This is a genomic window from Ornithinimicrobium jinqii (assembly GCF_045032595.1).
GTDB lineage: Bacteria > Actinomycetota > Actinomycetes > Actinomycetales > Dermatophilaceae > Ornithinicoccus.
In genome coordinates this window covers 119,903-146,205 of record NZ_JBJFZS010000011.1, presented here as the reverse complement: position 1 = coordinate 146,205, position 26,303 = coordinate 119,903, and the positions used below count along the sequence as shown (strand labels likewise).

General features: G+C 75.0%; 27 protein-coding genes. 11 read left to right on the top strand and 16 right to left on the bottom strand.

The window, feature by feature from the left end:
- Positions 1–5: 5 nt before the first annotated feature.
- Genes ACI3ET_RS05100 through ACI3ET_RS05085 form a run of 4 tightly spaced genes read right to left on the bottom strand, consistent with a single transcriptional unit; the run spans position 6 to position 4,121 of the window.
- Complete coding sequence (locus ACI3ET_RS05100) at positions 6–1,085, bottom strand: glycosyltransferase (protein WP_405031884.1); 1,080 nt, start codon at positions 1,083–1,085, stop codon at positions 6–8.
- Entirely contained in the window at positions 1,082–1,927 is an 846-nt protein-coding gene (locus ACI3ET_RS05095) for a glycosyltransferase family 2 protein (RefSeq protein WP_405031883.1), read from the bottom strand. The genes ACI3ET_RS05100 and ACI3ET_RS05095 overlap by 4 nt, the downstream gene beginning before the upstream one ends.
- Entirely contained in the window at positions 1,924–2,973 is a 1,050-nt protein-coding gene (locus ACI3ET_RS05090) for a glycosyltransferase (RefSeq protein WP_405031882.1), read from the bottom strand. Before ACI3ET_RS05090 ends, ACI3ET_RS05095 begins: the two co-directional genes overlap by 4 nt.
- Complete coding sequence (locus ACI3ET_RS05085; protein WP_405031881.1) at positions 2,970–4,121, bottom strand: glycosyltransferase; 1,152 nt, start codon at positions 4,119–4,121, stop codon at positions 2,970–2,972. Before ACI3ET_RS05085 ends, ACI3ET_RS05090 begins: the two co-directional genes overlap by 4 nt.
- 162 nt (positions 4,122–4,283) lie before the next feature.
- Here ACI3ET_RS05085 and ACI3ET_RS05080 point away from each other — a divergent pair, with 162 nt between their 5' ends.
- The 3 genes from ACI3ET_RS05080 (at position 4,284) to ACI3ET_RS05070 (ending at position 6,621) form a co-directional block, all read left to right on the top strand.
- On the top strand, positions 4,284–4,934 hold the full coding sequence (locus ACI3ET_RS05080) for a response regulator transcription factor (RefSeq protein ID WP_405031880.1): 651 nt from the start codon (positions 4,284–4,286) through the stop codon (positions 4,932–4,934).
- A 3-nt stretch (positions 4,935–4,937) separates the two neighbouring features.
- Positions 4,938–5,423 carry a hypothetical protein gene (locus ACI3ET_RS05075; RefSeq protein WP_405031879.1) on the top strand — a complete coding sequence of 162 codons (486 nt, stop codon included), beginning with the start codon at positions 4,938–4,940 and terminating at the stop codon, positions 5,421–5,423.
- 244 nt (positions 5,424–5,667) lie between these two features.
- Positions 5,668–6,621 carry a hypothetical protein gene (locus tag ACI3ET_RS05070; protein ID WP_405031878.1) on the top strand — a complete coding sequence of 318 codons (954 nt, stop codon included), beginning with the start codon at positions 5,668–5,670 and terminating at the stop codon, positions 6,619–6,621.
- Between the two features lie 161 nt (positions 6,622–6,782).
- Here the strand turns inward: ACI3ET_RS05070 and ACI3ET_RS05065 are convergent, their stop codons facing one another.
- From ACI3ET_RS05065 to ACI3ET_RS05050, 4 genes are all read right to left on the bottom strand, one after another.
- A complete protein-coding gene (locus ACI3ET_RS05065; protein WP_405031877.1) occupies positions 6,783–7,721 on the bottom strand; it encodes an ABC transporter substrate-binding protein in 939 nt (312 codons plus the stop codon).
- A gap of 136 nt (positions 7,722–7,857) precedes the next feature.
- Positions 7,858–8,553, bottom strand: coding sequence for an ABC transporter permease (locus tag ACI3ET_RS05060; RefSeq protein WP_405031876.1), 696 nt, complete (start codon positions 8,551–8,553; stop codon positions 7,858–7,860).
- Complete coding sequence (locus tag ACI3ET_RS05055; protein ID WP_405031875.1) at positions 8,550–9,191, bottom strand: ABC transporter permease; 642 nt, start codon at positions 9,189–9,191, stop codon at positions 8,550–8,552. Before ACI3ET_RS05055 ends, ACI3ET_RS05060 begins: the two co-directional genes overlap by 4 nt.
- Positions 9,188–10,264 carry an ABC transporter ATP-binding protein gene (locus tag ACI3ET_RS05050; protein WP_405031874.1) on the bottom strand — a complete coding sequence of 359 codons (1,077 nt, stop codon included), beginning with the start codon at positions 10,262–10,264 and terminating at the stop codon, positions 9,188–9,190. Before ACI3ET_RS05050 ends, ACI3ET_RS05055 begins: the two co-directional genes overlap by 4 nt.
- Before the next feature lie 98 nt (positions 10,265–10,362).
- Here ACI3ET_RS05050 and ACI3ET_RS05045 point away from each other — a divergent pair, with 98 nt between their 5' ends.
- Together ACI3ET_RS05045 and ribA are read left to right on the top strand one after the other, a co-directional pair.
- Positions 10,363–11,172, top strand: a complete 810-nt coding sequence (locus ACI3ET_RS05045; RefSeq protein WP_405031872.1) for an HAD family hydrolase — start codon at positions 10,363–10,365, stop codon at positions 11,170–11,172.
- Positions 11,173–11,204: 32 nt separating this feature from the next.
- Positions 11,205–12,635 carry a GTP cyclohydrolase II gene (gene ribA, locus ACI3ET_RS05040; protein ID WP_405031871.1) on the top strand — a complete coding sequence of 477 codons (1,431 nt, stop codon included), beginning with the start codon at positions 11,205–11,207 and terminating at the stop codon, positions 12,633–12,635.
- On the opposite strand, the gene ACI3ET_RS05035 is transcribed toward ribA, so the two are convergent.
- From ACI3ET_RS05035 to ACI3ET_RS05020, 4 genes are read right to left on the bottom strand one after another with little or no spacing between them, the layout of a single operon-like run.
- On the bottom strand, positions 12,579–13,412 hold the full coding sequence (locus ACI3ET_RS05035; protein ID WP_405031870.1) for a hypothetical protein: 834 nt from the start codon (positions 13,410–13,412) through the stop codon (positions 12,579–12,581). The two genes, ribA and ACI3ET_RS05035, sit on opposite strands and share 57 nt — an antisense overlap.
- Positions 13,409–14,503 carry a glycosyltransferase family 4 protein gene (locus tag ACI3ET_RS05030; RefSeq protein ID WP_405031869.1) on the bottom strand — a complete coding sequence of 365 codons (1,095 nt, stop codon included), beginning with the start codon at positions 14,501–14,503 and terminating at the stop codon, positions 13,409–13,411. The genes ACI3ET_RS05035 and ACI3ET_RS05030 overlap by 4 nt, the downstream gene beginning before the upstream one ends.
- Positions 14,500–14,883, bottom strand: a complete 384-nt coding sequence (locus ACI3ET_RS05025; protein WP_405031868.1) for a 6-pyruvoyl trahydropterin synthase family protein — start codon at positions 14,881–14,883, stop codon at positions 14,500–14,502. Before ACI3ET_RS05025 ends, ACI3ET_RS05030 begins: the two co-directional genes overlap by 4 nt.
- A 12-nt stretch (positions 14,884–14,895) precedes the next feature.
- Positions 14,896–15,861: a zinc-dependent alcohol dehydrogenase gene (locus ACI3ET_RS05020; protein ID WP_405031867.1), complete on the bottom strand. Its 966-nt coding sequence runs from the start codon at positions 15,859–15,861 to the stop codon at positions 14,896–14,898.
- On the opposite strand from ACI3ET_RS05020, the gene ACI3ET_RS05015 reads away from it, so the two are divergent.
- From ACI3ET_RS05015 to ACI3ET_RS04990, 6 genes are all read left to right on the top strand, one after another.
- Positions 15,860–16,444 (top strand): CDP-alcohol phosphatidyltransferase family protein, encoded by a 585-nt coding sequence (locus ACI3ET_RS05015; protein WP_405031866.1) that lies wholly within the window; start codon positions 15,860–15,862, stop codon positions 16,442–16,444. The genes ACI3ET_RS05020 and ACI3ET_RS05015 overlap by 2 nt on opposite strands.
- A 28-nt stretch (positions 16,445–16,472) precedes the next feature.
- A complete protein-coding gene (locus ACI3ET_RS05010; protein WP_405031865.1) occupies positions 16,473–17,477 on the top strand; it encodes a MerR family transcriptional regulator in 1,005 nt (334 codons plus the stop codon).
- A 190-nt stretch (positions 17,478–17,667) separates the two neighbouring features.
- A complete protein-coding gene (locus tag ACI3ET_RS05005) occupies positions 17,668–18,726 on the top strand; it encodes a polyprenyl synthetase family protein (protein ID WP_405031864.1) in 1,059 nt (352 codons plus the stop codon).
- A complete protein-coding gene (locus tag ACI3ET_RS05000) occupies positions 18,723–19,592 on the top strand; it encodes a phytoene/squalene synthase family protein (protein ID WP_405031863.1) in 870 nt (289 codons plus the stop codon). Before ACI3ET_RS05005 ends, ACI3ET_RS05000 begins: the two co-directional genes overlap by 4 nt.
- Positions 19,593–19,617: 25 nt before the next feature.
- On the top strand, positions 19,618–21,210 hold the full coding sequence (gene crtI / locus ACI3ET_RS04995; protein WP_405031862.1) for a phytoene desaturase family protein: 1,593 nt from the start codon (positions 19,618–19,620) through the stop codon (positions 21,208–21,210).
- Positions 21,207–22,202: an SDR family NAD(P)-dependent oxidoreductase gene (locus tag ACI3ET_RS04990; RefSeq protein ID WP_405031861.1), complete on the top strand. Its 996-nt coding sequence runs from the start codon at positions 21,207–21,209 to the stop codon at positions 22,200–22,202. Before crtI ends, ACI3ET_RS04990 begins: the two co-directional genes overlap by 4 nt.
- Before the next feature lie 142 nt (positions 22,203–22,344).
- Here the strand turns inward: ACI3ET_RS04990 and ACI3ET_RS04985 are convergent, their stop codons facing one another.
- The 4 genes from ACI3ET_RS04985 to ACI3ET_RS04970 are packed head-to-tail and all read right to left on the bottom strand — an operon-like array spanning position 22,345 to position 26,301.
- A complete protein-coding gene (locus tag ACI3ET_RS04985; protein WP_405031860.1) occupies positions 22,345–23,409 on the bottom strand; it encodes an acyl-CoA dehydrogenase in 1,065 nt (354 codons plus the stop codon).
- Positions 23,406–23,942 carry a DUF2867 domain-containing protein gene (locus ACI3ET_RS04980; RefSeq protein ID WP_405031859.1) on the bottom strand — a complete coding sequence of 179 codons (537 nt, stop codon included), beginning with the start codon at positions 23,940–23,942 and terminating at the stop codon, positions 23,406–23,408. Before ACI3ET_RS04980 ends, ACI3ET_RS04985 begins: the two co-directional genes overlap by 4 nt.
- Positions 23,939–24,421: a response regulator gene (locus ACI3ET_RS04975; RefSeq protein WP_405031858.1), complete on the bottom strand. Its 483-nt coding sequence runs from the start codon at positions 24,419–24,421 to the stop codon at positions 23,939–23,941. Before ACI3ET_RS04975 ends, ACI3ET_RS04980 begins: the two co-directional genes overlap by 4 nt.
- Positions 24,418–26,301 (bottom strand): sensor histidine kinase, encoded by a 1,884-nt coding sequence (locus ACI3ET_RS04970; RefSeq protein ID WP_405031857.1) that lies wholly within the window; start codon positions 26,299–26,301, stop codon positions 24,418–24,420. Before ACI3ET_RS04970 ends, ACI3ET_RS04975 begins: the two co-directional genes overlap by 4 nt.
- Positions 26,302–26,303 lie beyond the last annotated feature (2 nt).

Here is a 26,303-nt window from a genome sequence, read left to right as displayed (position 1 = left end):
GGCGCTCACCGAGCGTCCTCCCGGACGTCGAGCAGCCGGCGGTAGAGGGCCGCGTGCGCAGCCGCGAGACGTCCCCGTTGCTCCCGGCGCTGGTCGGCCGTCACGACCGGCGGCGCCGTGCGTGCCGTCGCCAGCAGCCCGACCAGCGTCTCCACCGTCGGCGCCTCTCCCACCGGGCCCCACGTCAGCACCCCGCCCTGCTCGGCCACGAAACCCACGTCCGGCGCCAGCGCCCAGGTCCCGACGTCGCGGCACGCCTCCACCCAGCCCGAGTGCGTGCCCCACGCATAGGCCAGCACCGAGACGTCCAGCCCCCGCAGGTAGTCATACAGCTGGTCGTCGTCCATCCGTTCCGTGAGCACGACACGCGTCCGACCGTCGGCCGCCAGCCGCTCGAGCTCACGGTGCACGTCCGCGTCGTACCGGGCGAAGACGGGGTCCATCACCTCCGGGTGCGCGTGCACGACCAGCTCGGCCCCGGCGACGCGGTCGACGGCCGCGCGCAGCGGTCCGAGGACCGGCAGCGGGTCGAGGTTCGGCCGGAGGCTCTTCAGGTGCAGCCCCACGACGAGTCCGTCGTGGGGCGGTCGGGGCGCACCCACGAGCTCGAGGGGGACGACGTGGGGGTGGGCGACCACCGCCGGACGCCGCCCCCACCGGCGCTCGACGAGGTCGGCGGCACCCCGCGTGAGGGTGAGGAGCGCATCGGCGGCCGGCACGAGCAGGTCGAGCTGCTCGTCGTAGTGGGTCTGGTCGCTCAGCTGCGGGTGCGCGAGGTCGTGCACGGTGAGGACGAGCGGCATACCCGTCTCCTCGAGCGCACCCAGCCACGCCCGCAGCTGTCCGAGCGTGTGCCCCTCGGTGCCGAAGTGGAGATGGACGACGTCGACCTCGTCCGCGTGCTCCCGGACCCACGCCGCTTCGAGCGCGGGGTGGGGCCACCAGACCCCCGGCGGAGCGCCCGGCACGGGCGGGTCGGGCAGGTGCACCACCTCGGGGTATGGCGTCTCCTCGGCCGGTCGGAGGTGCTCGGCGTAGGCGTGGCCCGCGGGGATGTGCTGCACGCGGACCGGCGGCCGGGTCATGGCGTCGCCACCCAGACGCCGTCGGGGCCCCGGGCCGCCAGCCCACGCCGCGCGTAGTCCTCCAGCCAGCCCTCCATCGGCCACCACCCCCACCGCCGGGCGAAGACGCCCGCGTTGCGGACGACGGCCGCCACATGGCCCCGGTCGACCGAGGCCGGTGGGTGGTGCTGGTGGTAGGCGGTGGCGCCGCCCACCCAGGTCAGGCTGCCGCCCAGCGACCCCACGGTCATCGCGAAGTCGGTGTCCTCCCCGCCGTAGCCGACGAACTCCGGGCAGAACCCGCCCGTCGTCGCGAAGTCCTCGGCGGTCAGCGCGAACGACAGCGACCAGAACTGCCGTAGGTCAGGCTCCGCACGCGTCTCGCCCGGCGCCAGGCGAACGCGGTCCGGGCGGTGCTCACCCAGCTCGGCGAGCCGGTCGAGGTCGTAGCCCTCCGGTGACGGCGGGAGGTAGGCGACGTCGCCGCACCACAGCGCCGGGCGCGGGGGCGGGGGCGGGGCTGCGGCGAGCGCGTGGTGGGCGTAGGTGCGCAGCGTGTCCGGACCGGGGATGCAGTCGACGTCCAGGAAGACGAGCAGCTCGGACCCCAGCTCGGCAGCCCGGGCGGCCGCCGCGTTGCGGGCCGCGGCCAGCGGCAGGCCCCGCTCGTCCACCGGCACGTCGACGACCTCGGTGGGCCAGGGACCGCCGACACCGTCGACACGTCCCTGGCGCAGCGCCGGGTCGTCCATGGCGGCGACGACGTGGACGTCCGGTGGACGGGACGACGCACGGAGCCCGGCGACCTGCCGGCGCAGGTGGTCGTGCCGCCCGTGGGTCAGGGTGACGACGGCGACGCTCATCGTCGCTCCCGGCCGGTGGGCCCGACCCGTTCGGCCAGCCGCTCGAGCAGGTCGGCGGCCCGGGCGGCGCCGTCGCCGCCCCACACGGCCCAGCCGTCCCCTCCGAGGGTGAGCGCCCGGGACAGCAGACCGACCCACTCGTGGGCGGCCGGCCAGCCGAGTCCCGTCGCGGCGAGCCCCATCCGTCCGAGGGCACGGGCGGTGGCCGCCTGCTCGTCGTACGGTCGGGGCTGTGCCAGCACCACGGCCGGCCGGCGGGCGAGCGCGACGTCCGCGACCGACCCCTGGCCGGCGTGGCAGACGACGACGTCGGCGGCCAGCAGGTCGGCCCAGAGGTCGGGGGAGGTCGGGTGGCCACCGCCCCGCACCTCCCAGGTCCAGCCGGGGGTCGCGCGTCGTGCCTCCTCGAGGGCCGCGGCCGGCAGGTCGTCGCCGCCGCCGCCCCAGAGCACGAGGACCCGGCGCGCCTCAGGGGTCGTCGACGCCGGCGCGTCATCGAGGTTCGCAGAGGGCTCGACCGGGGGCGGGTCGAGCGCGCTGATGCCGCCGACGTGCCAGACCTTGTCCCACCAGTGCGACGGCCAGCCGCCGTCCGGGTGGGCGCCGGCCGGCCACGGCGCCAGCAGCGCCTCCGCCAGGTCGTAGGCGATGATGTGCGACCGGTCGGTGCGCTCGCCGGGCATGGCCGCCACCACCACGGGTATGCCGCACAGCCGCGCCTGGAGCGTGACCTCGACCGAGACGTCGACCACCATCAGGTCCGGCGACGTGTCGCCGATCCAGTCGACCAGCTGGCGGTGGCGCGCCTGCAGGCCGGGGTGGTGGCGGGGCACCCAGTGCAGCGTGTCCCCGGCCGTGACGTCGGCGAGAGCACTGTCTGGCACCGGCGGCACGTCGTCACTCGCCAGGTCCACCCACTCACCCGGCCACCCCTCGGGCCGGCCGCCGGAGCCGAGCCCGACCACCGGACGGGTCAACCTCCTCGCGACCGCGGTCGCCCGTCTGGTGTGCCCGGAGCCGTGATGATGGACGTAGTAGCCGATCACACCGGCACCTGGACCGCGGATCCGGGGCGAGGACGACGCACCGGTCGGTGCCTCGGCGGGCCTGCCGGGTCCGCGCCGGGGTCGGTGAGGAGCCGCGCGTAGAGCTGCAGGTAGCCCTCGACCATCCGCTCCACCGAGTGATGCTCCACCGCGACGGCACGGGCACGCTCGCGCGGCCGGCTCAGCACGTCGGGCAGCGCGGCCGCCGACCGCTCCACGACGTCCGGGCCCGGGGCCACGAGCACCCCGACCTCCGGCCGGACGACCTCCGACAGCCCGCCACGGTCGAACGCCAGCACGGGCGTGCCGCAGGCCAGCGCCTCGGCGGCGACCAGGCCGTAGGGCTCGTCCCACGCGGGCGTCACCAGGGCCGCGGCACTCGTGCCGACGAGGTGCGCGAGCTCGGGGTCGCTGAGGTGGCCGGCGTACTCCACCCCCGAGCCCAGCAACGGCCACAGCACGTCGCGGGCGTAGTCGCCGTCCGAGACCGGACCGGCCAGCACGAGCGGCATGCCCGCCCGCCGCGCGATCTGCACGGCCAGGTGCGGGGCCTTCTCGGGCACGATCCGGCCCGCCCAGACGAGACGCTCACCACCGGGACCGGCACGCCATACCCCGGTGTCGACGCCGTTGGGCACGACCCGGGCGCGGACGAGGGGCTTCCAGGCCTGCGCGGTCCAGCGGCTCACCGCCGCGAAGTGCGGACGGCGCCCGCCGGTCGCGGCATGGGAGGCGGTCACCGCAGACTCGAGCCAGGGCGTCGGCGGCGTGTGGAGGGTGGTGAGGAAGGGCATCGGCAGGACCGGTGACATCGCGACCGGCAGGTAGTGCAGGGCGTGGTTGTGGACCACGTCGACGTCGTCGCGGCCGGTCAGGCCCATCATGAGGTGGAGGTAGGCATGGTGGCGGTCGAGCCAGCCCGGGTCCGGCATCGAGACGTCGCTGCGCGCCGCCGGGCTGAGCTCGAGCCGGTCGGGCACGAGGTAGTCAGCGCCCACGAGCTGGTCGCTGCCCTCCGCGGCGAAGACGGTGACGCGGTGTCCGCGCGCGACCAGCCCGCGCGCCAGGTGCCAGGTCATCGCCTCCAGGCCGCCGGGGAAGGGCTGCCGGATGGGGAAACGCGTGTGGCCGATCACCAGGACGTGCACGGACCACGCTCCTCTCCGCTGCGCGCGGGTGCCTGCGGCACGCCCACCGCGCAGTGATGGGCCTCTCTCCGGACGATAGGCCGGGTCCCTGGGAGCCACAACCCCCGCAGGGGTGAAGCGGGTGCAGCCAGGCCGGCGACGGTCGGGTTTACGCTGTCAGGCATGCCTCCTGTGACGGTCGCCCTGAGGAACGACTACGAGGTCGTCGTGCGTGGGCTGGAGCGGATGCTCGAGCCGTTCGCCGACCGGGTGCGCGTCGTGGAGATGGACCTCGGGGTCGGGCCCGCGACCGCCGTGGACGTCACGCTGCACGACACCTTCTCCCAGCCCCAGGTCGACGCCGACGACATCGACCTCGTGCTGGGCCACCCGCTGGCGGGCCGGGTCGTGGTCTACAGCTGGAACGTGCAGCCTGCCCTCGTCCGGCGGGCGATCGACAAGGGCTGCGCGGGGTACGTCGACAAGTCGGTGAGCGCGGAGGAGCTCGTGTCCATCCTCGAGCGGGTCGCGACCGGGGAGGTCATCACCCCCGGCAGCGGGAGCGCGCCGGGACCGGAACCCGGCCCCACCGACTACCCCGGTCGGCAGGAGGGGCTCTCGCCGCGCGAGGCGGAGGTGGTGGTCCTCATCACGCAGGGCCTGACGAACGACGACATCGCCCGCCGTGCCTACCTGTCGATCAACACGGTGAAGTCCTACATCCGCAGCGCCTACCAGAAGATGGGGGTGGTGCGGCGGTCCGAGGCCGTCCGCTGGGGCATGGAGCACGGGATGCTGCCCGACCACGGGCGCGCGGTGCGAGGCGAGGAGTGAGGTATGACGCAGGAGAACACCCAGGCGCAGGACGGCCCCGGTAGCGACCGCACGGGCCGCGATCTCGACGCCGAGCACACCCGGCCCCCCGGTGCGACCGACGCCGAGATCGAGGCGGCCGGCGCGATCAGCGAGGCGCTGGAGAAGGTCGAGCGCGCGCGGGGCCACCTCTACTCCTTCCACCAGCTCATCGGCGCAGCGGATCTCGGCTTCGGAGACGGCGCCGACCAGCTCGCGGCGAGCGGCCACGCGGAGCTGGCGGAGCGGCTCCGCGAGGAGCTCATCGGGCTGAACGTCCTCGCCGGGCGGTGGACGTTCCAGGTCGTGGAGGACTTCGACGACACCTACTGGACGACGGCGCGCGAGCTCGACCGCGCCGTGCGCGACGAGGTCGCCGGCGGCCGCAGGCACGTCTTCGAGGCCGAGATGAAGCAGCGGCGCCGCACCCACGGCCGCCCCGGCCACGAGGCGACCCCCGAGGACCTCTGAGGTCACGCGCGGCTGCGAGGCGTCACCCGCGGCCGTCCTCGGCGGCGTCACCCGCAGCGTCACACTGTCACCCCGGCGTCACGTCCTTGCGGAGGTCCGTCACTGAGGACGTCACTGAGGAGGACCCGGGCGGTCAGGGCAGCCCAGGGACTCCTCGGTCGCCCGACGGCTAGGCACACCTCAGGGGACCGGCCCTGTGGACAACGACCGTCGTCGACAGGCTCTGTCGTGCAGCGTGTCGAGCATGCCGACAGTCCTCACCCGCAGCCAGGCCAAGACCCAGGGCACCACCTATGCCACGCTCCGCCACAACGTGGCGACCGGTCGTTGGCAGCGCGTCTTCCCCGGAGTCTTCCTCACCCACTCCGGCACCATCACCTGGCGGGAGCGCGTGCGGGCGGCGGCGCTGGCCAGGGGCCGGGGCGCGGTGGTCAGCCTCGAGTGCGCGCTCAGGCTGTGGAACCTCACCGACCGCGAGCCACCCATCATCACGCTGGCCGAGCCGCAGTCGACACGCCGAACGGGCACGCTGCCGGGGGTGAGGGTCCGGCGACGACGCAGACTCGCACCCGGGCTGCGGTACGGCATACCGGTGACGTCGGCAGCGCAGACCGTCCTCGACGTCGTCGCGCTGCCCAGCACGTGCCTGGACGACACGCTGGCGCTGATCACCCGCGCCGTCGCCACGCGCAGGGTGACCCTCGACGAGCTGCGTGCGGAGCTGGGACATCACCCTCGTCATCCCAAGAGGCAGCTGCTCACCCAGGTGCTCACCGCGGCGCTGGACGGTCTCGAGAGCGCGGCCGAGGTGCGGTACGTGCGTGATGTCGAAGAGGCTCACGGGCTTCCCTCTATGGACAGGCAGGCACCTCTCGAGGATCCCGACGCCGGAGCGAGCGGCCGCACGCGACGGATGGACTTCCGGGACGCTGAACGCCGGATCAGGATGGAGGTCGACGGGGAGCTCTACCACCGCGAGCGGCAGAAGCAGGACCGCGCTCGTGACCGTCAGGCCGCCGGGCAGAACGAGACCGCTCTCCGGGCCGGCTGGGCGGAGATCGTCGCCACCCCGTGCGAGGTGGCGGCCGACGTGGCAGTCGTCCAGATCGCCCGCGGCTGGACCGGTCGCCCGCACGGCTGCGGTCCCGGCTGCGCTGTCACCGAGGACCCGCGGCTCCGGGTCGGCGTGACGGCGTGACGGCGTGACGGCGGGACGGCGGGACGGCCACCCGCAGCCCCACCGCGGAGGAGGTCCGGGTCACCGAGGAGGACCTGGGCGGTCAGGGCAGCCCAGGTCCTCCTCAGTCAGTGATCACGGGTCGGCCGTGGGCCCGACAGGCGCCCCGCCGACCCCGCGCCTCACATCCCGTCGACGAACTCCCGCGCAACGTCGGCCGGGTTCTGGCCCTCGGTGACGACCTGGACCATCATGTCGGTCAGGTTGTCGGTCGTGAGAGCGGCGGAGACCTCGTTGAGCGCGTCCTCGACGGCCGCGTTGACGGCGTCCGTGCGGATGAGCGGCACGATGTTCTGCGCGGCGAACAGCGACTCCGGGTCCTCGAGCACGACGAAGCCGTTCTCGCCGACGGCCGGGTCGGTCGTGAAGATGTTGGCCACGTCGACCTGACCGTTGACCAGCGCCTGGACCGTCAGGTTGGAGCCGGCGGCCAGCGAGCGGAACTGCGAGAACTCCAGGCCGTAGACCTCCGCGAGCCCGTCGACACCGTTGGGCCGCGACTCGAACTCCGGCGGTCCGCCGAGCACCAGGTCGGCGGCGTGCTCCTCGAGGTCGGGGATGGAGGTCAGGCCGAGCTCCTCGGCGGTCTCACCGGTGACGACCAGCGAGTCCTTGTCCTCCGCCGAGCTGATCTCGAGCAGCTGCAGGCCCTCGGGCAGGTTCTCCTGCGCGTCGGCGAGCACCTCCTCGGAGGAGGTGACGGTGATCTCGGGGTTGAGGTAGGTCGCGAGGCCACCGGTGTACTCCGGCAGGACGTCGATCGAGCCGTCCTCCAGCCCCGCGACGTAGGTCTCGCGGCTGCCGATGTTGAGCGTCGTCGAGACGTCGAGACCGGCGTCGGACAGCGCGGCGGCGTAGATCTCGGCCAGCAGGACGTTCTCCGGGAAGTTCGCGGAGCCGACGGTGATCTCGCCCCCGTCCGCGGCGGCGCCGGTCTCGTCGGCGCTCTCGGTCCCGGTGCCGGGGTCGTCGGTGCCGGAGTCGAGCGGGTCGCCCGAGCCGCAGGCGGCGAGGGTGACGAGGGCGGTCATGGACAGGGCGACGACGGTCGTCGGGCGCATGGTTTCCTCCGAGGGTGGGGGGGCGGTGGGGTCAACACCGCAACGGCGGCAGGTATGCCGTCCTTCAGCGGCTCGGGTGGACCGGTGTTCCGGTGCGGGCTTCGGGCGACGGGTGAGGGTTCGGTCCTGGGTGGTCTCAGTGTGCCGCGTGGACGCTCAGGCCGGGTGAGACGACCAGCCGCTGGACGAGCGCGATGGCCTGGTCGACGAGCAGGGCGACGGCCGCGACCACCAGCGCACCACCGGCCATCTGACCGTAGTCGCGCGAGGCGAGCCCGTCGATGAGGAAGCGGCCGAGCCCACCCAGACCCACGATCGCGGCGATCGTGGCGGTGCCGATGATCTGCAGCATGGCGGCGCGCACGCCGGACATGATGAGCGGGAGGGCGCCCGGCACCTCGACCTGGCGCAGCACCTGGCTGCCGGTCATCCCCATGCCCCGGGCGGCGTCGCGCGCGGCGCCGTCGGTCGCCTGCACCCCGGCATAGGTCCCGGAGAGGATCGGCGGGACCGCCAGCAGCACGAGGACGATGAGCGCGGGCAGCTCGAAGGCGAGCTCACCGCGCATCCTCGGGAGCAGGAGCAGCACGGCGATGAACAGGACGCCGAGCGACGGGATGGCACGGAAGCCGCCCGCGATGTTCACGGCCAGCCACCGACCTCGACCGGTGTGCCCGACCCACAGCCCGACCGGGACGGCGATGAGCGCCGCGACGAGCAGGGCGATGAAGGAGTAGCGCAGGTGGGCCAGCGACTGCGACACGATCCCGCCGGCCCCCGACCAGCTGGCGGGGTCGGTGAGCCACAGCCAGGTCTCGGTCAGCGCGTTCACGCCGGCACCCCCCGTCGCAGCCAGGGCGTCACGAGCCGGGCCAGCAGCGCGATGAGGGCGTCGAGCATCAGCGCCAGCACGACGCAGGCCGCCACCCCGACGACGATCGGCCCCATTGCGTTGCGGTTGAAGCCGTCGGTGAAGAGCTGGCCGAGCTGGCTGACACCGACCAGCGAGGCGATGGAGACGATCGACACGTTGCTCACGGCCGCGACCCGCAGGCCCGCGGCGACGACGGGCACGGCCAGCGGCAGGTCGACGGCGACGAGCCGCCGCAGCTCGCCGTACCCCATGGCGGTCGCGGCCTGCCGCACCGGCCCCGGCACCGATCCCAGCCCGTCGGCGACGGTGCGGGTGAGCAGGGCGACGGTGTAGACGGTCATGGCCACGAGCACGTTGGCGTCGTCGAGGATCCGCGTGCCGAGCACCAGCGGCAGCAGGATGAACAGCGCCAGCGACGGGATCGTGTAGAGCAGGCTGGTGCCCGCCACCACGGTCGGCCCGAGCCACCGCCACCGCACCGCGAGCCATCCCAGCGGCAGGCTGACCAGCAGACCGATCAGCAGGGGCACGCCGGCGAGGTAGAGGTGGCGCAGCCCGAGCTCCCACACGGTCGCCAGCTCGACGCCCCCGATCACGACTCCCCCGACCGTGCGCGGAGGGTGGCGGCCAGCACCTCGTCGGCCGTCACCGTCCCCACGACCCGACCGTCGTCCACGACCACCCCCCGCCCGCTCGGCGACGACAGGGCCGCGTCCAGCAGCGTGCGAGCGCTCGCGTCCACCTCGGCCAGTGTCCCCAACCGGTGCAGCCTCCCCTCCGGCACCGGACCGCCCCAGCCGTTCACGTCGACCCAGCCCAGCGGCGCCCCCCCGCCGTCCGCGACCAGCACCCAGCCGGCCCCGGCCACCACCGGCTGGCCCAGCTGCACTGTCGCCTCCTCGCGCAGCGGCAGGTCCGGCCGCGCGAAGCCCAGCGCTCGATAGCCCCGGTCCTTGCCCACGAACCCGGCCACGAAGTCGTCCTCCGGCTCGGCCAGCAGCTCGGCGGGGGGAGCGAACTGCGCCAGATGCCCGCCGTGGCGCATCACCGCCACCTGGTCCCCCAGCGTCAGCGCCTCGTCGATGTCGTGCGTGACGAGCACGACCGTGATGCCCAGCTCGCGCTGGAGCCGCCGCACCTCCTCCTGCAGGTCCCCGCGCACGATCGGGTCGACCGCGCTGAACGGCTCGTCCATGAGCACGAGCTCCGGCCCGCTGGCCAGCGCCCGCGCCACCCCGACGCGCTGCTGCTGGCCGCCCGAGAGCTGGGCCGGGTAGCGCCGGGCCTGGTCGGCGGTCAGCCCGACCTTCTCCAGGGCCTCCATCGCAGCGGTGCGCGCCCGCCCCCGGTCCCAGCCGAGGAGCCGCGGCACTGTCATGACGTTGGCGAGCACGGTGCGGTGCGGGAAGAGCCCGGCGTGCTGGATGACGTAGCCGATGCTCCGCCGCAGCTGCGCCGCCGGCCGCTCCGACACGTCGTCGCCGTCGAGCAGGATGCGTCCGCTCGTCGGCTCGACCATCCGGTTGATCATGCGCAGCGAGGTGGTCTTGCCGCAGCCGGACGGCCCGACGAGCACCGTGATCCCCCCGCGCGGCACCTCGAGGCTGAGGTTGTCCACGGCCGTCGTGCCGTCGGCGTACCTCTTCGTTACGCTCTCGAAGCGGATCATTCCGCCGACCCTAGAGGGTCGTGCCGACGCTCGCCCGGTCACCGCGCCGGGAGGACGAGCGGGGCGTATGCCGCACGCGAGCGGGAAGGAGGGGCGGGATGGGGCAGCCGAAGCCCGTGGGTCGACCGGAGCGCCCGGACGCGGACGCAGACGTGGACGCAGACGTGGACGCGGACGCAGAGGTGGACGTGGAGCGCGCCGCCCGGCTCGTCGACGCGGCCAGGTGTGTGCTGCTCGACCTCGACGGACCGGTGACGCGGCTCTTCCCGGGCGACAGCTGGCTCGAGCTGTCGCGGCAGGTCCGCGACGCGGCGGTCGACGCGGCGGTCGCGGCGGGCCCGGGTCCGCTCACCGGCACGCTCGCCCGCGCCCTCGCCGACCAGACCGACCACGTCCAGTGCCTGCGCATCGTCGCCCACCACGCGCCGCACCTCCTGCCGCTCGTCGCCGACCTCGTCACCCGCGCCGAGCTGGAGGTCGCCCGCACCGCCACCGCCTACCCCGCCGCGGTCCGGCTCATCGAGCGCACCGTCGACCGCGGCGCGCAGGTCGCCGTCGTCACCAACAACGACCCCCGGGTCGTCGCCGTCGTCCTCGAGCGGGCGCGCCCCGGCCTCACCGCCCTCCTGGCCGGGGTCCACGGCCGCTCCGTGGGCACCGTCGACGACCTCAAGCCCCGGCCCGACCTGCTGCTTCGGGGCCTGGTCGACGCCGGCTGCGCGCCCGGCGACGCGGTCTTCCTCGGCGACTCCGTCACCGACGTGCAGGCCGGCGAGGCGGCGGGCGTCGTCGTGGTCGGCGTGTCCGAGGACGCCGCCCGGCGCGACGAGCTGCGGGCAGCGGGCGCCGTCGCCGTCCTGCCCGACCTGACCGCGCTCGCCCCCACGACCGGCGACGGTCCGGGGTGAGCGGACCCCGCGAACCTCGCCATACTCGGAGGATGTCCCAGGAACCCACGCCTCAGGAGCTGCCGGTGACCACGGTCCAGCGCCTCGCGGACACCTCCCTGCCGACCCGGCACGGCACCTTCCGCATGACCGCCTACCGCGACGGCACGGGCGAGGAGCACCTCGTCCTCAGCGTCGGCATCACCGAGACCGACCCGCCGACCGCCACCCCGCCGCTCGTCCGCGTGCACTCGGAGTGCCTGACCGGCGACGCGCTGGGCTCGCGCCGCTGCGACTGCGGCGAGCAGCTGCAGCACGCGCTGCACCTGGTCGCCCGCGAGGGGTGCGGCGCCCTCGTCTACGTCCGCGGGCACGAGGGCCGGGGCATCGGCCTGGTGGAGAAGCTGCGCGCCTACGCGCTCCAGGACGCCGGCCTCGACACCGTCGACGCCAACCTCGAGCTGGGCCACCCCGCCGACGCCCGCACCTACGACCAGACGGCGGCGATGCTCGCGGACCTGGGCGTGCACCGCATACGCCTGCTGTCCTCCAACCCCGCCAAGGAGGAGGCGCTGACGGCGCTCGGCGTCGAGGTGGTGGCGCGCCAGGCGCTCATCATGCCCGCGCGCCCGGAGAACGAGCACTACCTGCGCACCAAGCGCGACCGCATGGGCCACGACCGGGTCGCGGCGGGCGAGTGGCACCTCCTCCTCGCCGGCACCGTCCCGACCGCGGGGGTCCTGGCGGAGAGGTATGGCGACCTCGTCCGCCCGGGCGGGCCGGCCGTGGTCGCCCAGCTCGGCCAGAGCCTGGACGGATTCATCGCCAGCCGGACCGGCGACGCCCGCTTCGTCACCGGCGAGGAGGACCGCGAGCACCTCCACCGGCTGCGCGCGCTGGTCGACGCCGTGGTGGTGGGCGCGACCACCGCGGCGGCGGACGACGCGCGGCTCACCGTGCGGGCCGTGGCCGGGCCGCACCCCGTGCGCGTGGTGCTCGACCCGCGGGGCGTGCTGCCCGCCGACGCCACGATGCTCGTCGACGGGACCGCGCCGACCGTGTGGGTGGTGGGGCCGTCGGTGCCCGTGCCCGAGCACCTCGCCCCGCACGTCGAGGTCGTGGTCTGGCCCGAGGAGGGGGCGATGGAGCCGGTCGCCGTGCTCGCGCTGCTCCGCGACCGTGGGTTGGGGCGGGTGCTCGTCGAGGGCGGTGGCCGGCTCGTGTCCGCGTTCGTGCGGGCGGGGGTCGTGGACCGGCTCTACCTGACGACGGCTCCCCTGCTCATCGGCGACGGCGTCCCGGGGCTGCGCGTCGCCGGTGCCGACCGGCTCGACGACGCGCTGCGCCCACCCGTGCGCCGGTGGGTGCTGGGCGAGGACGTCGTGACCGAGTTCGACCTCACCGGGGCCGAGCCCGTGCTGCTGCGCTCAGTGGGGCAGGACGAGCAGGTCGACGTGGTGGACCCGCGCGGCGAGACCGCCTGAGTCCAGCTGCACGCGGCGCCGCCGGTGCCAGGCGGTGAGCGCGCGGAGGTGGTCCGCGGGGTCGGGAGAGGCGATAGCCTGCTCGACCGCCGCGGCCAGCCGCTCGTCGAGCCACCGACGGAGCAGGTGGGAACGGTCGGCGTCGAGGACCCACGGCGTCGGTGCCGAGCGCACGCGCGCACCACCGGCCTCGAGCAGCGCCGTGAGCACGGCGGCCGCCTCCGGGCCGGCGCAGGCCCGGCGTCGCTGGTGGTCGTCGAAGAGCCGTCGGACCAGGTCGTCGTCCGGGTCTGCGGGCTCCAGCTCGACGTGACCGGTGACCGTCAGCGACAGCAGCGCGGGAACGCGGTGGCGGAGGACCGCGCCGGCGAGCGCTTCCAGCTCGGCGGTGGGCAGCACGTCGAGCAGGGCGGCGCAGGTCAGCACGACCGGGTCGGTCTCGCGCGCCGCGAGGTCGGCGAGCAGGTGCCCGACCGTGGCGACCTCGGCCTCGACCCGGGTCGCGTCGCCGTGGTCGGGGTGCTCCAGGTGGCGGGGGTCGACGTCGACGACGACCCAGCGCTGCGGCCACGGCAGCCGCGCCTGGAGGTACACACGGTTGGCCCCCGTCCCGGCCCCGACGTCAACCACGACGACCGCATGGGCCCCGTGCGCCTCGAGGTGCTGCATGAGCAGCTCGAGCAGCCCGGACGCACCCCGGTCGCGGGCCTGCGAGTCGGCGGCGCGGCGCAGCGTCAGCCAGTCCTCGGCGGCCCGCGCCCCGTCGTGCGGGCTCACCGGGCGAGCCTGTCGAGCGCGGCGTCCAGGAGGTCCACGGTCCGGTCCCAGCCGGGCACCACCTCGCGCCGCCTCAGCGCGGACGCCCGCCAGCGTCCCCGCAGGTCGGTGTCGGTCAGCCACCGGCGGAGCAGCAGCGCGAGCTCGTCCGGGGCGTCGACGGTGACGGCCGCACCGGGCTGAGCGCTGCTCGGTCCACCGTCCGCGTCCCGGTCCTCGGTATCGCCCCCCAGGGACTCTTCTCCGCGCAGCGCCTCCTCGGCCCCGGTCCCCGCCCCCACCACCGTCGGTATGCCGTGCGCGTGCGCCTCGGTCACCACCAGCCCGAACGTCTCGATGCGCGACGGGTGGACCAGCAGGTCGGTCGCCGCCCAGGCCCGGTCCAGGGCGTCGCCGACGAGGGCCCCCGGCAGCCGGACCCGGTCGGAGAGGCCCCGCTCGCGCACGGCTGCGAGCACCGTCGCCAGGTGCGCGTCGTCCGGTGCCGGCCCGACGAGCACCGCCGCCCACGGCAGGTCCACGACCTGGTGCAGGGCGGCGAGGAGCACGAGGTGGTTCTTCATCGGGGTGAGCGCGGCGAGGGTCAGCATCTGCGGGGGGTCGCTGCCGGCCGCGACCTGCGCGGCGTCGGTCCCTGGCAGCGCCACGACGACACCCTTCAGCCCGAAACGCCGCGCCAGCTCCGCCTGCGCCCACCCGCTGGTGGCGACGACGAGGGAGGCCGCCCCCAGCGCCCGTCCCTCCAGCGCGTCGAACCGAGCGGCGTCGTCCCCGACCGCCCCGGCACCGTCGGCGAGCGTCGAGTGCACGAGCACGACCGTGGGGCGCTGCGCGGCGGACCGCTCTATCTCCTCCGGTGAGACGGACCCCACGAGTCCGTCGACGAGCACCGGCCCGTCCCCGGCCGCCGCGAGGACGTGGGCCAGTCGTCGCAGGTCCTCGGCCGACGGCCGCGGCCAGCTGCCCGGCACGGCCTCGACCCGCGGTGGCCGGCCCCGGCGCGCCCACGCCGAGGCGACGGAGGCGTCATACCGGTCCCCGCCGCTGGGGGTGGTCCGGGGCCGGTCGGGGACGACGAGGGTGAGGGTCACGCGCGCAGCGGCAGACGGTAGGAGGCCCAGGCGTCGGGGTGCTCGCGCAGGACGACCGTGAGGCCGTGGAGGGCGGCGGTGTCGACCGCCACGGCGAGCTGCTCGGCGACCCAGCACGCGAGGTACTCGGTGGTGGTGATCTGCCCGGCGAGCTCCGGCACGTCGTCGAGGTTGCGGTAGGACAGCCGGCCCAGCACCGCCTTCAGCGCCTCGGTCGCGGCACCGATGTCGAGGACCACGTTGTGCTCGTCGAGGTGCTCGCGCTCGAAGGTCGCCTCGACGACGAAGGTCGCGCCGTGCAGGCGCTGCGCCGCGCCGAAGAACGGGTCGGGCAGCGAGTGGGCGACCATCACGTGGTCGCGGACGGTGAGGGTGAACACGGGTCTCTCCGGTCAGTCGTAGCGGATCAGGTGGCACAGGCCGGGCGCCCCGTCGGCGAGCCGGGCCAGGAGGTCGGGCAGCTCCTCGAAGGGCGTCGGCCCCGCGAGCAGGGCGTCGAGCGTGTCGTCGGCCGCGGCCCGCAGGGCGACCTGCATGCGCCCGGCGTGGTCCCGCCGCGCCGACCGGTGCGGGCTGACGCGGCTCACCTGGCTCGCGCGCACCGCGAGCCGGCGGGAGTGGAAGGCGGAGCCGAGGTCGACGGTGACCGGGCGGTCGCCGTACCAGGACAGCTCGACCACCTCGCCCTCGTCGCCCAGCAGGTCGATCGACGTCTGCAGCCCCGCGGAGGTCGCCGAGCAGTGGACGACGAGGTCGCAGCCGTCGGCGGCGTCGGCGGGCTCGACCCCCCGGGCGCCGAGATGCCCGGCCAGGGCGGCCCGCTCGGGGTCGGGGTCGACGAGCTCGAGGCGCTCCAGCGGCATCCGCGCGAGCAGCGCGGTCACGCAGGCCCCCACCATGCCGCCGCCCACGACGGCGACCCGGTCGCCGAAGAGCGGACGTGCGTCCCACAGCGCGTTGACCGCCGTCTCCAGGGTGCCGAGCAGTACCGCGCGGTCGTCAGGGACGTCGTCGGGCAGCGCGGTGAGCGCGGTGACGGGCACGACATACCTGGTCTGGTGGGGGTGCAGGCAGAAGACCCGGCGCCCGACCCAGGCCGGGTCGCCGTCCTCGACGACACCGACGGAGAGGTAGCCGTACTTGACCGGCCCCGGCAGCCCGCCCACCTGGAAGGGAGCGCGCACCTGCTCGGCGACCGCTGCCGGGACGCCGCCGCGGTGGACGAGCAGCTCGCTGCCCCGGCTCACGGCCGAGCGCGTCGCCCGCACCAGCGCCTCGCCGGGTCCGGGGACGGGCAGCTCCTCGGTCCGGACCTCGCCGCGGCCGGGGGCGACGGTCCAGTACGCTCGGGCCTCCATGCGCGCCATTGTCACCCGCGGTCGCCGGTGGCGCCGCCCGGAACCCCCCACCCCCGCCGACCTGGTCACCGGGTTCCGCGGGCTGCTCGTGCTGGCCTGCGCGGCGCTCGTCCCGGCGGTGGACGCCGGTGGTGGTGGCGCGCGCGGATGGTGGCTGGTGGGGCTGGCGATGCTCGCGTGGGTGCTGGACGGCGTCGACGGGTATGTCGCTCGCCGCACCTCCACCGTGTCGGAGCGCGGTGCCCTGCTGGACTCGGGCGTGGACGGGACGCTCGTGCTGGTCATGTCGCTGGCGGTGGCGGGCGTGGCGCCGTGGTCGCTGGTCGGCGGGCTGCTGTGGCCGGTGTTCGTCCTCGTGCAGGTCTGGCGTCCAGCCTGGCGGCGCACCCTCCCCCACCGGAGGTGGCGCAAGGTGGCGGGCGGCACGCTGACGGGGACGCTGGTGATCGGTGCGGCGCCCTTCTGGCCGGAGGTCGCGGTCCAGGTCGCGGTGGGGCTGGCGGTGGCGCTCGTGGTGTGGTCCTTCGCCCAGGACGTCGCCTGGCTGGAACGAATGTCCAAGGTTTGTCCAGAGACGCGCTAGGCTTCGTCCTCACACAGGAGGTGGCACCGTGCACTACACGGTCAAGCAGGTGAGCGCACTGACGGGCATCGCCCCGGACCGGCTGCGCGCCTGGGAGCGACGCTACGGGGTCGTCAGCCCGCAGCGCAGCGAGTCGCGCTACCGCCTCTACGACGACGACGACCTCGCGCGCCTGCGGCTGATGCTGCGGCTCGTGGAGGCCGGGACCCCGGCGTCGCTGGCGGCCGAGCGGGTGCTGTCGTCGTCGGTCGCGGGAGCCGACTGGGAGGGCGCTGACGGGGTGGCGTCGGGCGGGGCCGCGTCGGGGGCGGCCGTGCCCGAACCGTCCACGGACGAGGCACCGGCATGGCCGCGGGTCGACCGGCCGCCGTTCGAGCCGGGGCTGCCGGCCGTGGACGCGCTCGTGGCTCCCGCCCAGTCGCTGGACCGGGCACAGGTGGACGGGGTGCTGGACCGGGCGTTCGCCGCAGGCCCGTTCGAGACGGTCGTGGAGGACTGGCTGGTGCCGGCGCTCGGAGCGCTGGGGATGGCGTGGGTCGACGGCAGGATCGACATCTCCGGCGAGCACTTCGTCAGCGCGGCCGTGCACCGGCGGCTGACCCGGGCGTTCGAGACGGCATCCGTCTCGGCGAAGGACGGGCCGGTCGTCCTCGTCGGCCTGCCGCCGGCGGCGCTGCACGAGCTGGGAGCCTTCGCCTTCGCCACCTGCCTGCGCCGGCTCGGCATCGACGTGCGGTGGCTCGGGCGGGACCTGCCCGTCGACAGCTGGGCGCACGCCCGTGCCACGCTGCGGCCGGACGCTGTCGTCGTGTCTGTGCCGACGGCGATGAACAGCGAGCTGGCGGCTGCCGTGGTGCAGCGCCTGCACGAGGAGGAGGCTGGCCTGCTGGTCTTCGTGGGTGGCCGTGGGGCCGACGGTGTGAATGCGGGGAACGGGGTGACCGCGGGGAACGGGGGTGCCGCCATCGCCCTGCCGGACTCGCTCGTGCAGTCGGCCCACGAGGTGGCCGTCGCCGTCCGCAGCGGCCACTGACGCCGGCTCACGCGCCACAGCACCGAGGGACCGCGGACGGAGAAGGTCATCCCACGACCCGCCCGTCCATCGTTTGTCAAATGTTTGTCCATGGTGCATGCTGGCCATCTCACAGGAGAGACTGGCGGCAGCACCGCAGCACCGCAGCACCGCCGCGCAGGCTCCGCCCCGACGCACGAGAAGAGCCGAGATGACCGCAGACGCCGCCAGCGCCCCTGACGCGCCGCACGCCCGCTTCTTCTCGGCGGGCCAGGCCCGGGCCGTCGACGAGCACGACCGCACCCTCTGGGACGTGCTGGAGGGCCTGACCCAGGGCGGGAAGCGGTTCCGGCCCGCCCTGCTCACCCGGCTCTACGCCGCTCTCGGCGGCCAGGAGCCCGCGGTCGCCGCACGGGTCGCCGACGCCGTCGAGCTGCTGCACACCGCGTTCGTCATCCACGACGACGTCATCGACGGCGACGACATCCGCCGCGGGCGCGCCAACGTCAACGGCACGTTCACCGCCCGCGCCACGGCCGAGGGCGTCCGGCCGGACCGCGCCCGCCGCTACGGCGAGGCGGCCGGCATCCTCGCCGGCGACCTCGCCCTCGCCGGGGCCGTCCGCGAGGTGGCCCTCTGCGGCGCGCGTCCCGACGTCGTCGTCCGGCTGCTCGACCTGCTCGAGGACGTCCTGCACCGCAGCGCGGCCGGCGAGCTCGCCGACGTCCGGGTCAGCCTGATGGGCGACACCACGGTCGACGAGGCGCTCGACGTCGCCGAGTGGAAGACGGCCGCCTACTCCTTCCAGCTCCCCCTCCAGGCCGCCGCGATCCTGGCCGACGCCCCCGACGACGTGGTCGCCGCGCTCGGCGACGTGGGGCGCGCCCTGGGCACCGCCTTCCAGCTGCGCGACGACCTCGACGGCGTCTTCGGCACGGTCGAGCGCACCGGCAAGGACCCGCTGTGCGACCTGCGCGAGGGCAAGGGCACCGCGCTCGTCGCCCTCGCCCGCACCAGCCCGCTGTGGCCGCAGCTCGCCCACTACGTCGGCGACCCCCGCCTCACCCCCGCCGGTGCCAGCATCGCCTGCGAGCTGCTCGAGGCCAGCGGCGCCCGCTGCGCCGTCGAGGAGCTGATCGACGACCTGCACGGCGAGGCCATCCGCGCCAGCGGCCGGCTCCCGTCCAGCGCCGTCGACGCCCTCACCGGCATGGGCGACCTGCTCGCTCCTGAGTCCCAGTCGCCCTCGCGGGTCCAGGGAGTCGCGTGAAGAGCCCGCTCCGACGCCGGGAACCCCTGTCCGCCAACCGGTATGACGAGACCGCCCGGGCGAGCGCGGGCATCGTCATCGACCGCTACTCCACCTCCTTCGGCTGGGCGACCCGGATGCTGGACGAGCCGGTGCGCACCCACGTCCGCTGCATCTACGCCCTGGTGCGCGTCGCCGACGAGCTGGTCGACGACGAGGACCAGGACTGGGGCCGCGACGACCGGGCCGCCGTGCTCGACGGCCTGCACCAGGAGACCCTGCGAGCCGTCGGGTCCGGCTGCAGCGCCAACCTCGTCGTCCACGCCTTCGCCCTCACCGCCCGCGAGCACGGCATCCGCCCCGAGATCATCGACCCCTTCTTCGACTCGATGCGCGCCGACCTCTCGGTCCAGGTGCACGACCCGCAGAGCCTGTCCGGCTACGTCTACGGGTCGGCCGAGGTCGTCGGGCTCATGTGCCTGCGCGTCTTCGTCGGCGGCGACGAGGCACGCTACGAGCAGCTCGCGCCGGGGGCCCGCAGCCTCGGCGCCGCCTTCCAGAAGGTCAACTTCCTGCGCGACCTGCACGCCGACCAGAGCGTGCTGGGCCGCACCTACTTCCCCGGGGTCGACCTCACGACCTTCACCGACACCGAGCGCGACCTGCTCCTCGACGACATCGACGCGGACCTCGACGCCGCCGCCCGCGTCATCCCGTTGCTGCCGACGAGCAGCCGGCGCGCCGTCCACGCTGCCCACGCCCTCTTCGCCGAGCTGTCCGCCCGGCTCCGCGCGACCCCGGCGACGGTGATCGCCCGCGAGCGCGTGCGCGTCCCCGACCTGGTCAAGGCCCGCATCCTCGCGCGCAGCGCGCTGGTCGGCCGATGACCCACGACCCCACCGGAGGAAACAGATGAGCAGTGCCGCAGGGCGATCCGTCGCGGTCGTCGGCGGCGGGATCGCCGGCCTCGCCACCGCGGCGCTCCTGTCCGCCGACGGGTACGACGTGGAGGTCTTCGAGCAGCGCCCCACCGTGGGGGGACGGGCGGGTTCGTGGGAGAGCGGGGGCTTCCGGTTCGACACCGGCCCGTCGTGGTACCTCATGCCCGAGGTGTTCGACCACTTCTTCCGCCTGCTCGGCACGTCGTCGCAGGAGCAGCTCGACCTGCACGTGCTCGACCCCGCCTACCGCGTCTTCTACGAGGGCGCGCCGGGCGCCGGACGGCCGCCGCACCTCGACGTCCGCGCCGACACCGCGACCAACCTCGCCGCTTTCGAGGAGATCGAGACGGGCGCGGGGAGCCGGCTCACGGCATACCTCAGAACCTCCGCCGAGGCCTATGACGTGGCGCTCGAGCACTTCCTCTACACCAACTTCACCCGCCCGCTCGCGCTCGCGTCGCCGGCCGTGGTGCGACGGCTGCCGCAGCTGCTGCCGCTGCTCACGACGTCGCTGGAGTCGTTCGTGGGGAAGCGGTTCAGCGACGTGCGGCTGCGGCAGGTGCTCGGTTACCCGGCCGTGTTCCTCGGGTCGTCGCCGGACCGGGCTCCGAGCCTCTACCACCTGATGAGCGCGCTCGACCTGACCGGCGGGGTGATGTACCCGCAGGGCGGCTTCACGACGCTCATCGACGCCGTCGCCGGGCTGGCGACCGGGCGGGGGGCGACGATCCGCACCGACGCGACGGTGGTGGGGCTGACGACGGAGGGCTCGGGCCGCAGAGGGCGTCGTGCGCGGGTCACCGGCCTGCGGTGGCGCGACGCGGACGGCCAGGTCCACGCCCACCGCGCCGACCTCGTCGTGGGCGCCGGCGACCTGCACCACCTGGAGACACGGCTGCTGCCGACGGACCTGCAGACCTACCCGCAGTCCTACTGGGACAAGCGCTCCTCCGGCCCCGGTGCCGTGCTCGTGCTGCTGGGCGTGCGCGGCGGGCTGCCGGAGCTGCCGCACCACTCGCTGTTCTTCACTCACGACTGGCACGCCAACTTCGACGCGATCTTCGGCGGGCGGGTGCCGACGCCGGCGTCGGCCTACGTGTGCAAGCCGTCGGCGACCGACCCGTCGGTGGCGCCGGAGGGCGACGAGAACCTGTTCGTGCTCGTCCCGATGCCCGCCGACCCCGGACTGGGGCGCGGCGGGGTGGACGGGAAGGGCGACCCGCGGATCGAGGCGGTGGCCGACGCGGCGATCGCGCAGATCGGTGAGTGGGCGGGGGTGCCGGACCTGGCCGGGCGGGTCGTGGTCCGGCGCACGATCGGCCCCGGCGACTTCGCCGCCGACCTGTCGGCGTGGCAGGGCGGCATGCTCGGGCCTGGCCACACGCTGCGGCAGAGCGCGATGTTCCGCTCCGGCAACCGGTCCAAGAAGGTGGACGGGCTCTACTACGCGGGCTCGAGCACCATCCCGGGCATCGGGCTGCCGATGTGCCTGATCAGCGCCGAGCTCGTGCTCAAGCACCTGCGCGGCGACGCGTCGACGGGCCCGACGCCGGTGCCGCTGTGACGCGACCCGTCACCTCCAGACCGGTCGCGCTCGTCGCCGGCGGGTCCCGCGGGCTCGGGCTGCTCGTGACCCGCGAGCTCGTGCGGCGCGGCCACGACGTCGCGATCTGCGCGCGGGACGAGGACGAGCTGCGGCGCGGGGCCGAGCTGGCTGCGCAGGCCGGTGAGGACAGCCCCTGGGGCCGGCCCACCGTCCGCCCCTACGTCAGCGACGTCTCCGACCGGGCGGCGGTGCGCGACCTCGTCTCCCAGGTCGAGCGCGACCTCGGGCCGGTCGAGGTCCTCATCCACGTCGCCGGCGTCATCCAGGTCGGCCCGGCGGAGACGATGACCCTCGAGCACTTCGACCAGGCGGTCGGCGTCATGCTCTGGGGATTGGTCAACACCGCCTGGACCGTGCTCCCCGGCATGCGCGAGCGCGGCCACGGGCGGATCGGCGTCGTCACCAGCATCGGCGGCAAGGTCGCCCCGCCGCACCTCCTGCCCTACGCCACCGCGAAGTTCGGCGCCGTCGGGTTCACCGAGGGCCTTGCCTCCGAGCTCTCCGGCACCGGCGTCACCGCGACGACGATCGTCCCCGGCCTCATGCGCACCGGATCCCACGAGCGGGCGTTCTTCACCGGCGACCACGAGGCGGAGTTCGCCTGGTTCGGGACCGCCGCGTCCCTGCCGCTGGTGTCGATGAACGCCGAGCGCGCCGCCCGACGCATGGTCGAGGGCGTCCTCGACGGCCGTCCGCTCGTCGTCCTCACCCCGCTGGCCAAGGTCGGGATGCGGGTGCACGGCGTGATGCCCGCGACGACCGTGCGCGTCATGGGACTGGCGAACCGGATGCTGCCCACGGCGCCGGGTGGCAGGGACCACTCGCGGACCATCCCGGGGTATGAGGCAGCCGCACGGCTCTCCTCGCCCGTCGTGGGCACCCTGACGACGCTGGGCCGGCGCGCCGCCCGCCGCTTCAACCAGCGGGGTCCGCGGGCCGCGACCGACTGAGCGTCGCCGGGCGCATCTCCTCCGGCACGAGGCGGATGCGCACAGGTCCGGGCGCGGTGTGCCCGTCGACCGGGGCGCCCCCGGCGTGATCACCACGACGCCCTCGTCGGCGAGCGTGCAGGCCACCGCCCGCAGCCGTCGGTCACGCCCACGGCACCGGCATCCCGTCCACGACGGACCGTCCGACGACGGCCGCGTCCCGCTCGGCCTTGTGCTGGCGCAGGTAGAGCTGCAGGTCGGCGACCCGTGCGGCGTGCTCCTCCTCGCCGGCCAGCGGGCCGGGGCCGAGCGCGTGCGCGGCCGCGGTGAGCACCGCCTCGCAGGCGTCGTGGACGACGTGGCGCGTGCGGATGCTGCGGGCCCAGGCGTGCTCGCCCTCGACGAGACCGGCGTCGACGGCGGTGGCCGCGTCGGTGAGCACGGCTGCGGCGGCGGTGAGATGGGCGTCGACCTGGCCCAGGAGCGACAGGCCGATCTGGTCGGACTCGCGCCCGGTCGCGGCCCGGTGCATCCGACGAGCTAGGCCCATCGCGCCGCCCAGCCAGCAGGCGGCGACACCGAGACCGCCCCACGCGAAGCCAGGACGCTGGAGGTACCAGTCCGGAGCACCCACCGGGGTGCCCGGCACGTCCGTGAGGTCCAGGCCGGTGGAGCGGACGGCGGGCAGTCCACGCGCGACCCACGGTTCCTCGACCAGCTCCACGCCAGGCTGGTCCAGGTCGACGGCGACGAGGATCCGGCGGCGGCCGTCGACCCAGGCGGTGACGAGGGCGTGGTCGACGTGCTCGGCGAGGGAGCACCACGGCTTGCGGCCGGTCAGGAGGAGCCGCCCGCCGTCGTCGGACGAGCCGGCGTCCGGTCCGGCCTCGAGCCGCACCCCCTGACCCTCCGCCGCGTAGACGCCCCACGTCCCCTCGGCCGCCGGCACCGCATACCCGGCCCCGGCCGCCTGCGCCAGGATCGCCATGGCGTCGAGGTGCGGCTCGAGGGTGCGGGCGACGGTGAGGTCGACCGCGGCCAGCTCGCTGAGCCCGCGCCACAGCTCCGCGGTGCGGCCCCGGCCCGGGAGAGGTAGCACCGCGGACGCCCGGCCGGCGAGCACCAGCGATGCGACCGGGTCCCCCGCGGCAGCGCGGGCGTCGCCGAGCAGGGCGGCGAGGTCGGGGTCCTCCGGAGCCGCCGCGGACCAGGGGTCGAGACCGATCACGGGGCCATCCTGCCCCCGGCACCACCGGGGCGCCCGCCCAGCGCACGGCGCTCGGCCTCCCGCGCCATGCCGGTGACCATCGCGCTCATCACCGCCTTGTGCATCGGCAGCTCGACCCGCCAGAAGACCCGCCCGGGTCGGCCGTCGGGGTGCCACTCGAGCCGCTGGACGAGCCGGGAGCGTGGGGAGTCGGGTCCGGTCCCCAGAGACTCGACCTCGTGGGTGAGCCGTGCGGTCCCCGGCAGCCTCTGCTCCGAGACGAGCGTCAGGCTCCGCCCGGGGTCGAGAGCCTCGACGCGCCACCCGTCGACCGGGTCGCCCGGGCACAGCTCTCGGGTGGGGCGGCCACGGTTCCCTGGTCCGCCGATCGCCCGGTCGAGGACGCCGCGGACCTGCCAGAGCCAGCTCACGGCGTACCAGCCGGGTTCTCCGCCGAGGTCGGCCACGCACGACCACGCGGTCGAGGCGGGCGCCTCGACCGTCCGCTCACGTCGTTCGCGGAAGACGCCGTCGGCCTCGGGGGTGAGGCTCACCCCGACCTCCGACGCACCAGGCCCATCGCCCGCACCGGGTCGAGGACCTGCAGGTGCGGCAACGGGTCGACGCCCGTGCGCTCGACGACGTTCGTCAGCTGCTCCTTGACCACCCGCCGCAGCTCCTGGGCGTCCCACGGCTTGGCGACGTAGTGGTCCAGGCCCGCCTCGTTCACCGCCCGGATCGTGTCGGCCTGGCCGGCCTGGCCGGTGACGAGGACGGTGGCGACGTGCGCAGTCGCCTCGTCGCCGGCCAGCTCGACGAGGAAGTCGACCCCGGACGACCCCGGCAGGCGGTGGTCGGCCAGCACGACGGCGAGCAGGTCACCGTCGGTCGCGACGTCGGCGATGACCTGGCGGGCGTCGGGCACGTCCTCGGCCGGCTCGACGCGGACGTGGGCGGCGAGCGGCTCGAGGTCGCGCTCGAGCGCCTCGCGCACGTCGGGTTCGTCCTCGAGGACGAGCACCACGAGCTTCATCGTTGCTCCTTCGCAGAAGGGCCCGGGGCGGGGAGCCCGGGGGTCGCAGGTATGCCGAGCAGCGCGGGCAGGTCGACGGTGAACACCGTGCGGCCCGGGCGTGAGTCCAGGGCGATCGTTCCGCCGTGCTGGACGACGATGCTGCGCGAGATGCTCAGCCCCAGGCCGAGGCCGGAGCGGACGACCCCACGCTTCGTGGTGAACCGGGGCTCGAAGATCCGCTGCTGGAGCAGGGCCGGCACGCCTGGTCCGTCGTCCTCGACCTGGACCCGCACGCCTTCGGGCGTTCGCTCGGCCCGGACCGCGATGCGGCCATGACCGTCGAGGGCGTCGGCGGCGTTGGTGAGCAGGTTGGCCCACACCTGGGTGAGTCGTCCGGGTCGACCACCCACCTGTGGCAGGTCGGGGTCGAGGACCACCTCCAGCCGCACGTCCTGCAGACGGTGGGCGACGATCCGCAGGGCCGCGTCGAGGGTCTCGGGCAGGTCGACGTGGTCCAGCGGCGCGTCCGGGTCCTCGGGGCGGGCGTGCGCACGGAGCGTCTCGACGAGGGCGCCCACGTGCTCGGCGGCGGTGCGCAGCGAGCGGAGGGTCGCGCCGATCCCGGCCGCCGCCTCGACGCGGGCCAGCTGGTCGGGGGGTCCGGCGACCAGCGCCCGCGCCGCGTCGGGGTCGGTCACGCCGGCGGCGACGAGCCGACGGACCAGCGCCGGGTCGGCACCGGTGGCCGCGCTGAGCTCCCGACGCACAGCCCGCTCCTCACTCGTGGACACGGGGGTGCGGTGCTCCGCGGCCTCGAGCGCGGCGAGCACGGCCGCGTCACCCTCGCGCGCCGCGGCACCACCACCTCCCGCGGCACCACCACCCAGCAGCGTCCGCACGTCGACCGCCAGGTGCTCGACCCCGCTCGTGACCGCGGCGATCGGGTTGCTCAGCTCGTGGGCAACGCCGGCGGTGGTCTCGCCGAGGGTCACCAGCTGGGCCTGGGCGACCAGCCCGGCACGCGCCGCCTCGAGCTCGCGCAGCGCCGCCTGCAGCTCGGCGGCGAGCTCGGCCTTGGAGACGTGCAGCCGCTCGGACCTCCGTAGCCTCGCGGTGAGGGCCCGGACGGTGAGGGCGGTCAGCGCGGTCCCGACCCGCGGGTCCTGCCCGAGCGCCAGCTCGAGCTGCTCCAGGGTGAGCGGCACGACCACGCACTCGGTCGACGTGCGGGCCGTCACCTCCGCCCGTTTCCCACCCGTGAGCGCGAGCAGCCCGATCAACGGTCCCGTCGAGGCGTGGTGCAGGGTCAGCGGCCCGGCCTTCGTCGCCACCGACAGCACGACCCGCCCGTGCAGCACGAGGAACAGCTGGTCGACGGCGGCGTCCTCGGTCGTCAGCCGTACGCGCGGCGCGACCCTCAGCCGCGGCCGTTCCCCGAGCACCGTCTCCACCGAGGCGAGCAGTTCCGCCGCCGCCTCCTCCGGAGCCTGACGCAGGTGCCGCAGCAGCTCGCCGGCGGCGGCGGCGTGCGGTCGACGCGCCCACCGCTCGACCTGAGCCTCGACATACCGGAGCAGGTTGCCGGGGGTCCAGGGGGCGCTGACCACACCGGCCAGGTGCCCGCCGTCGAGCGTGCGGGACAGCTGGTCGAGCTCGAGACGCTCGGTGACCACGAGGATGCGCGCCCCGGCGTGACCGGCGGCGACGATCCCCTCGACCACCTCGTCGACGGGCTCCTCACCGACCACGAGGACGGCGAGCGCGAGCGGCACACCGGCGAGCAGGGCGGGGTCGGCGAGCGCTGTCGCGTCCGGCACGAGGAGCGCGTCGCCGAGCTCGGCCGCAGCAGCCTCCGCCACCGGTCCGGTGCCGACGACGACGGTGCGCCCGCGCTCCACGG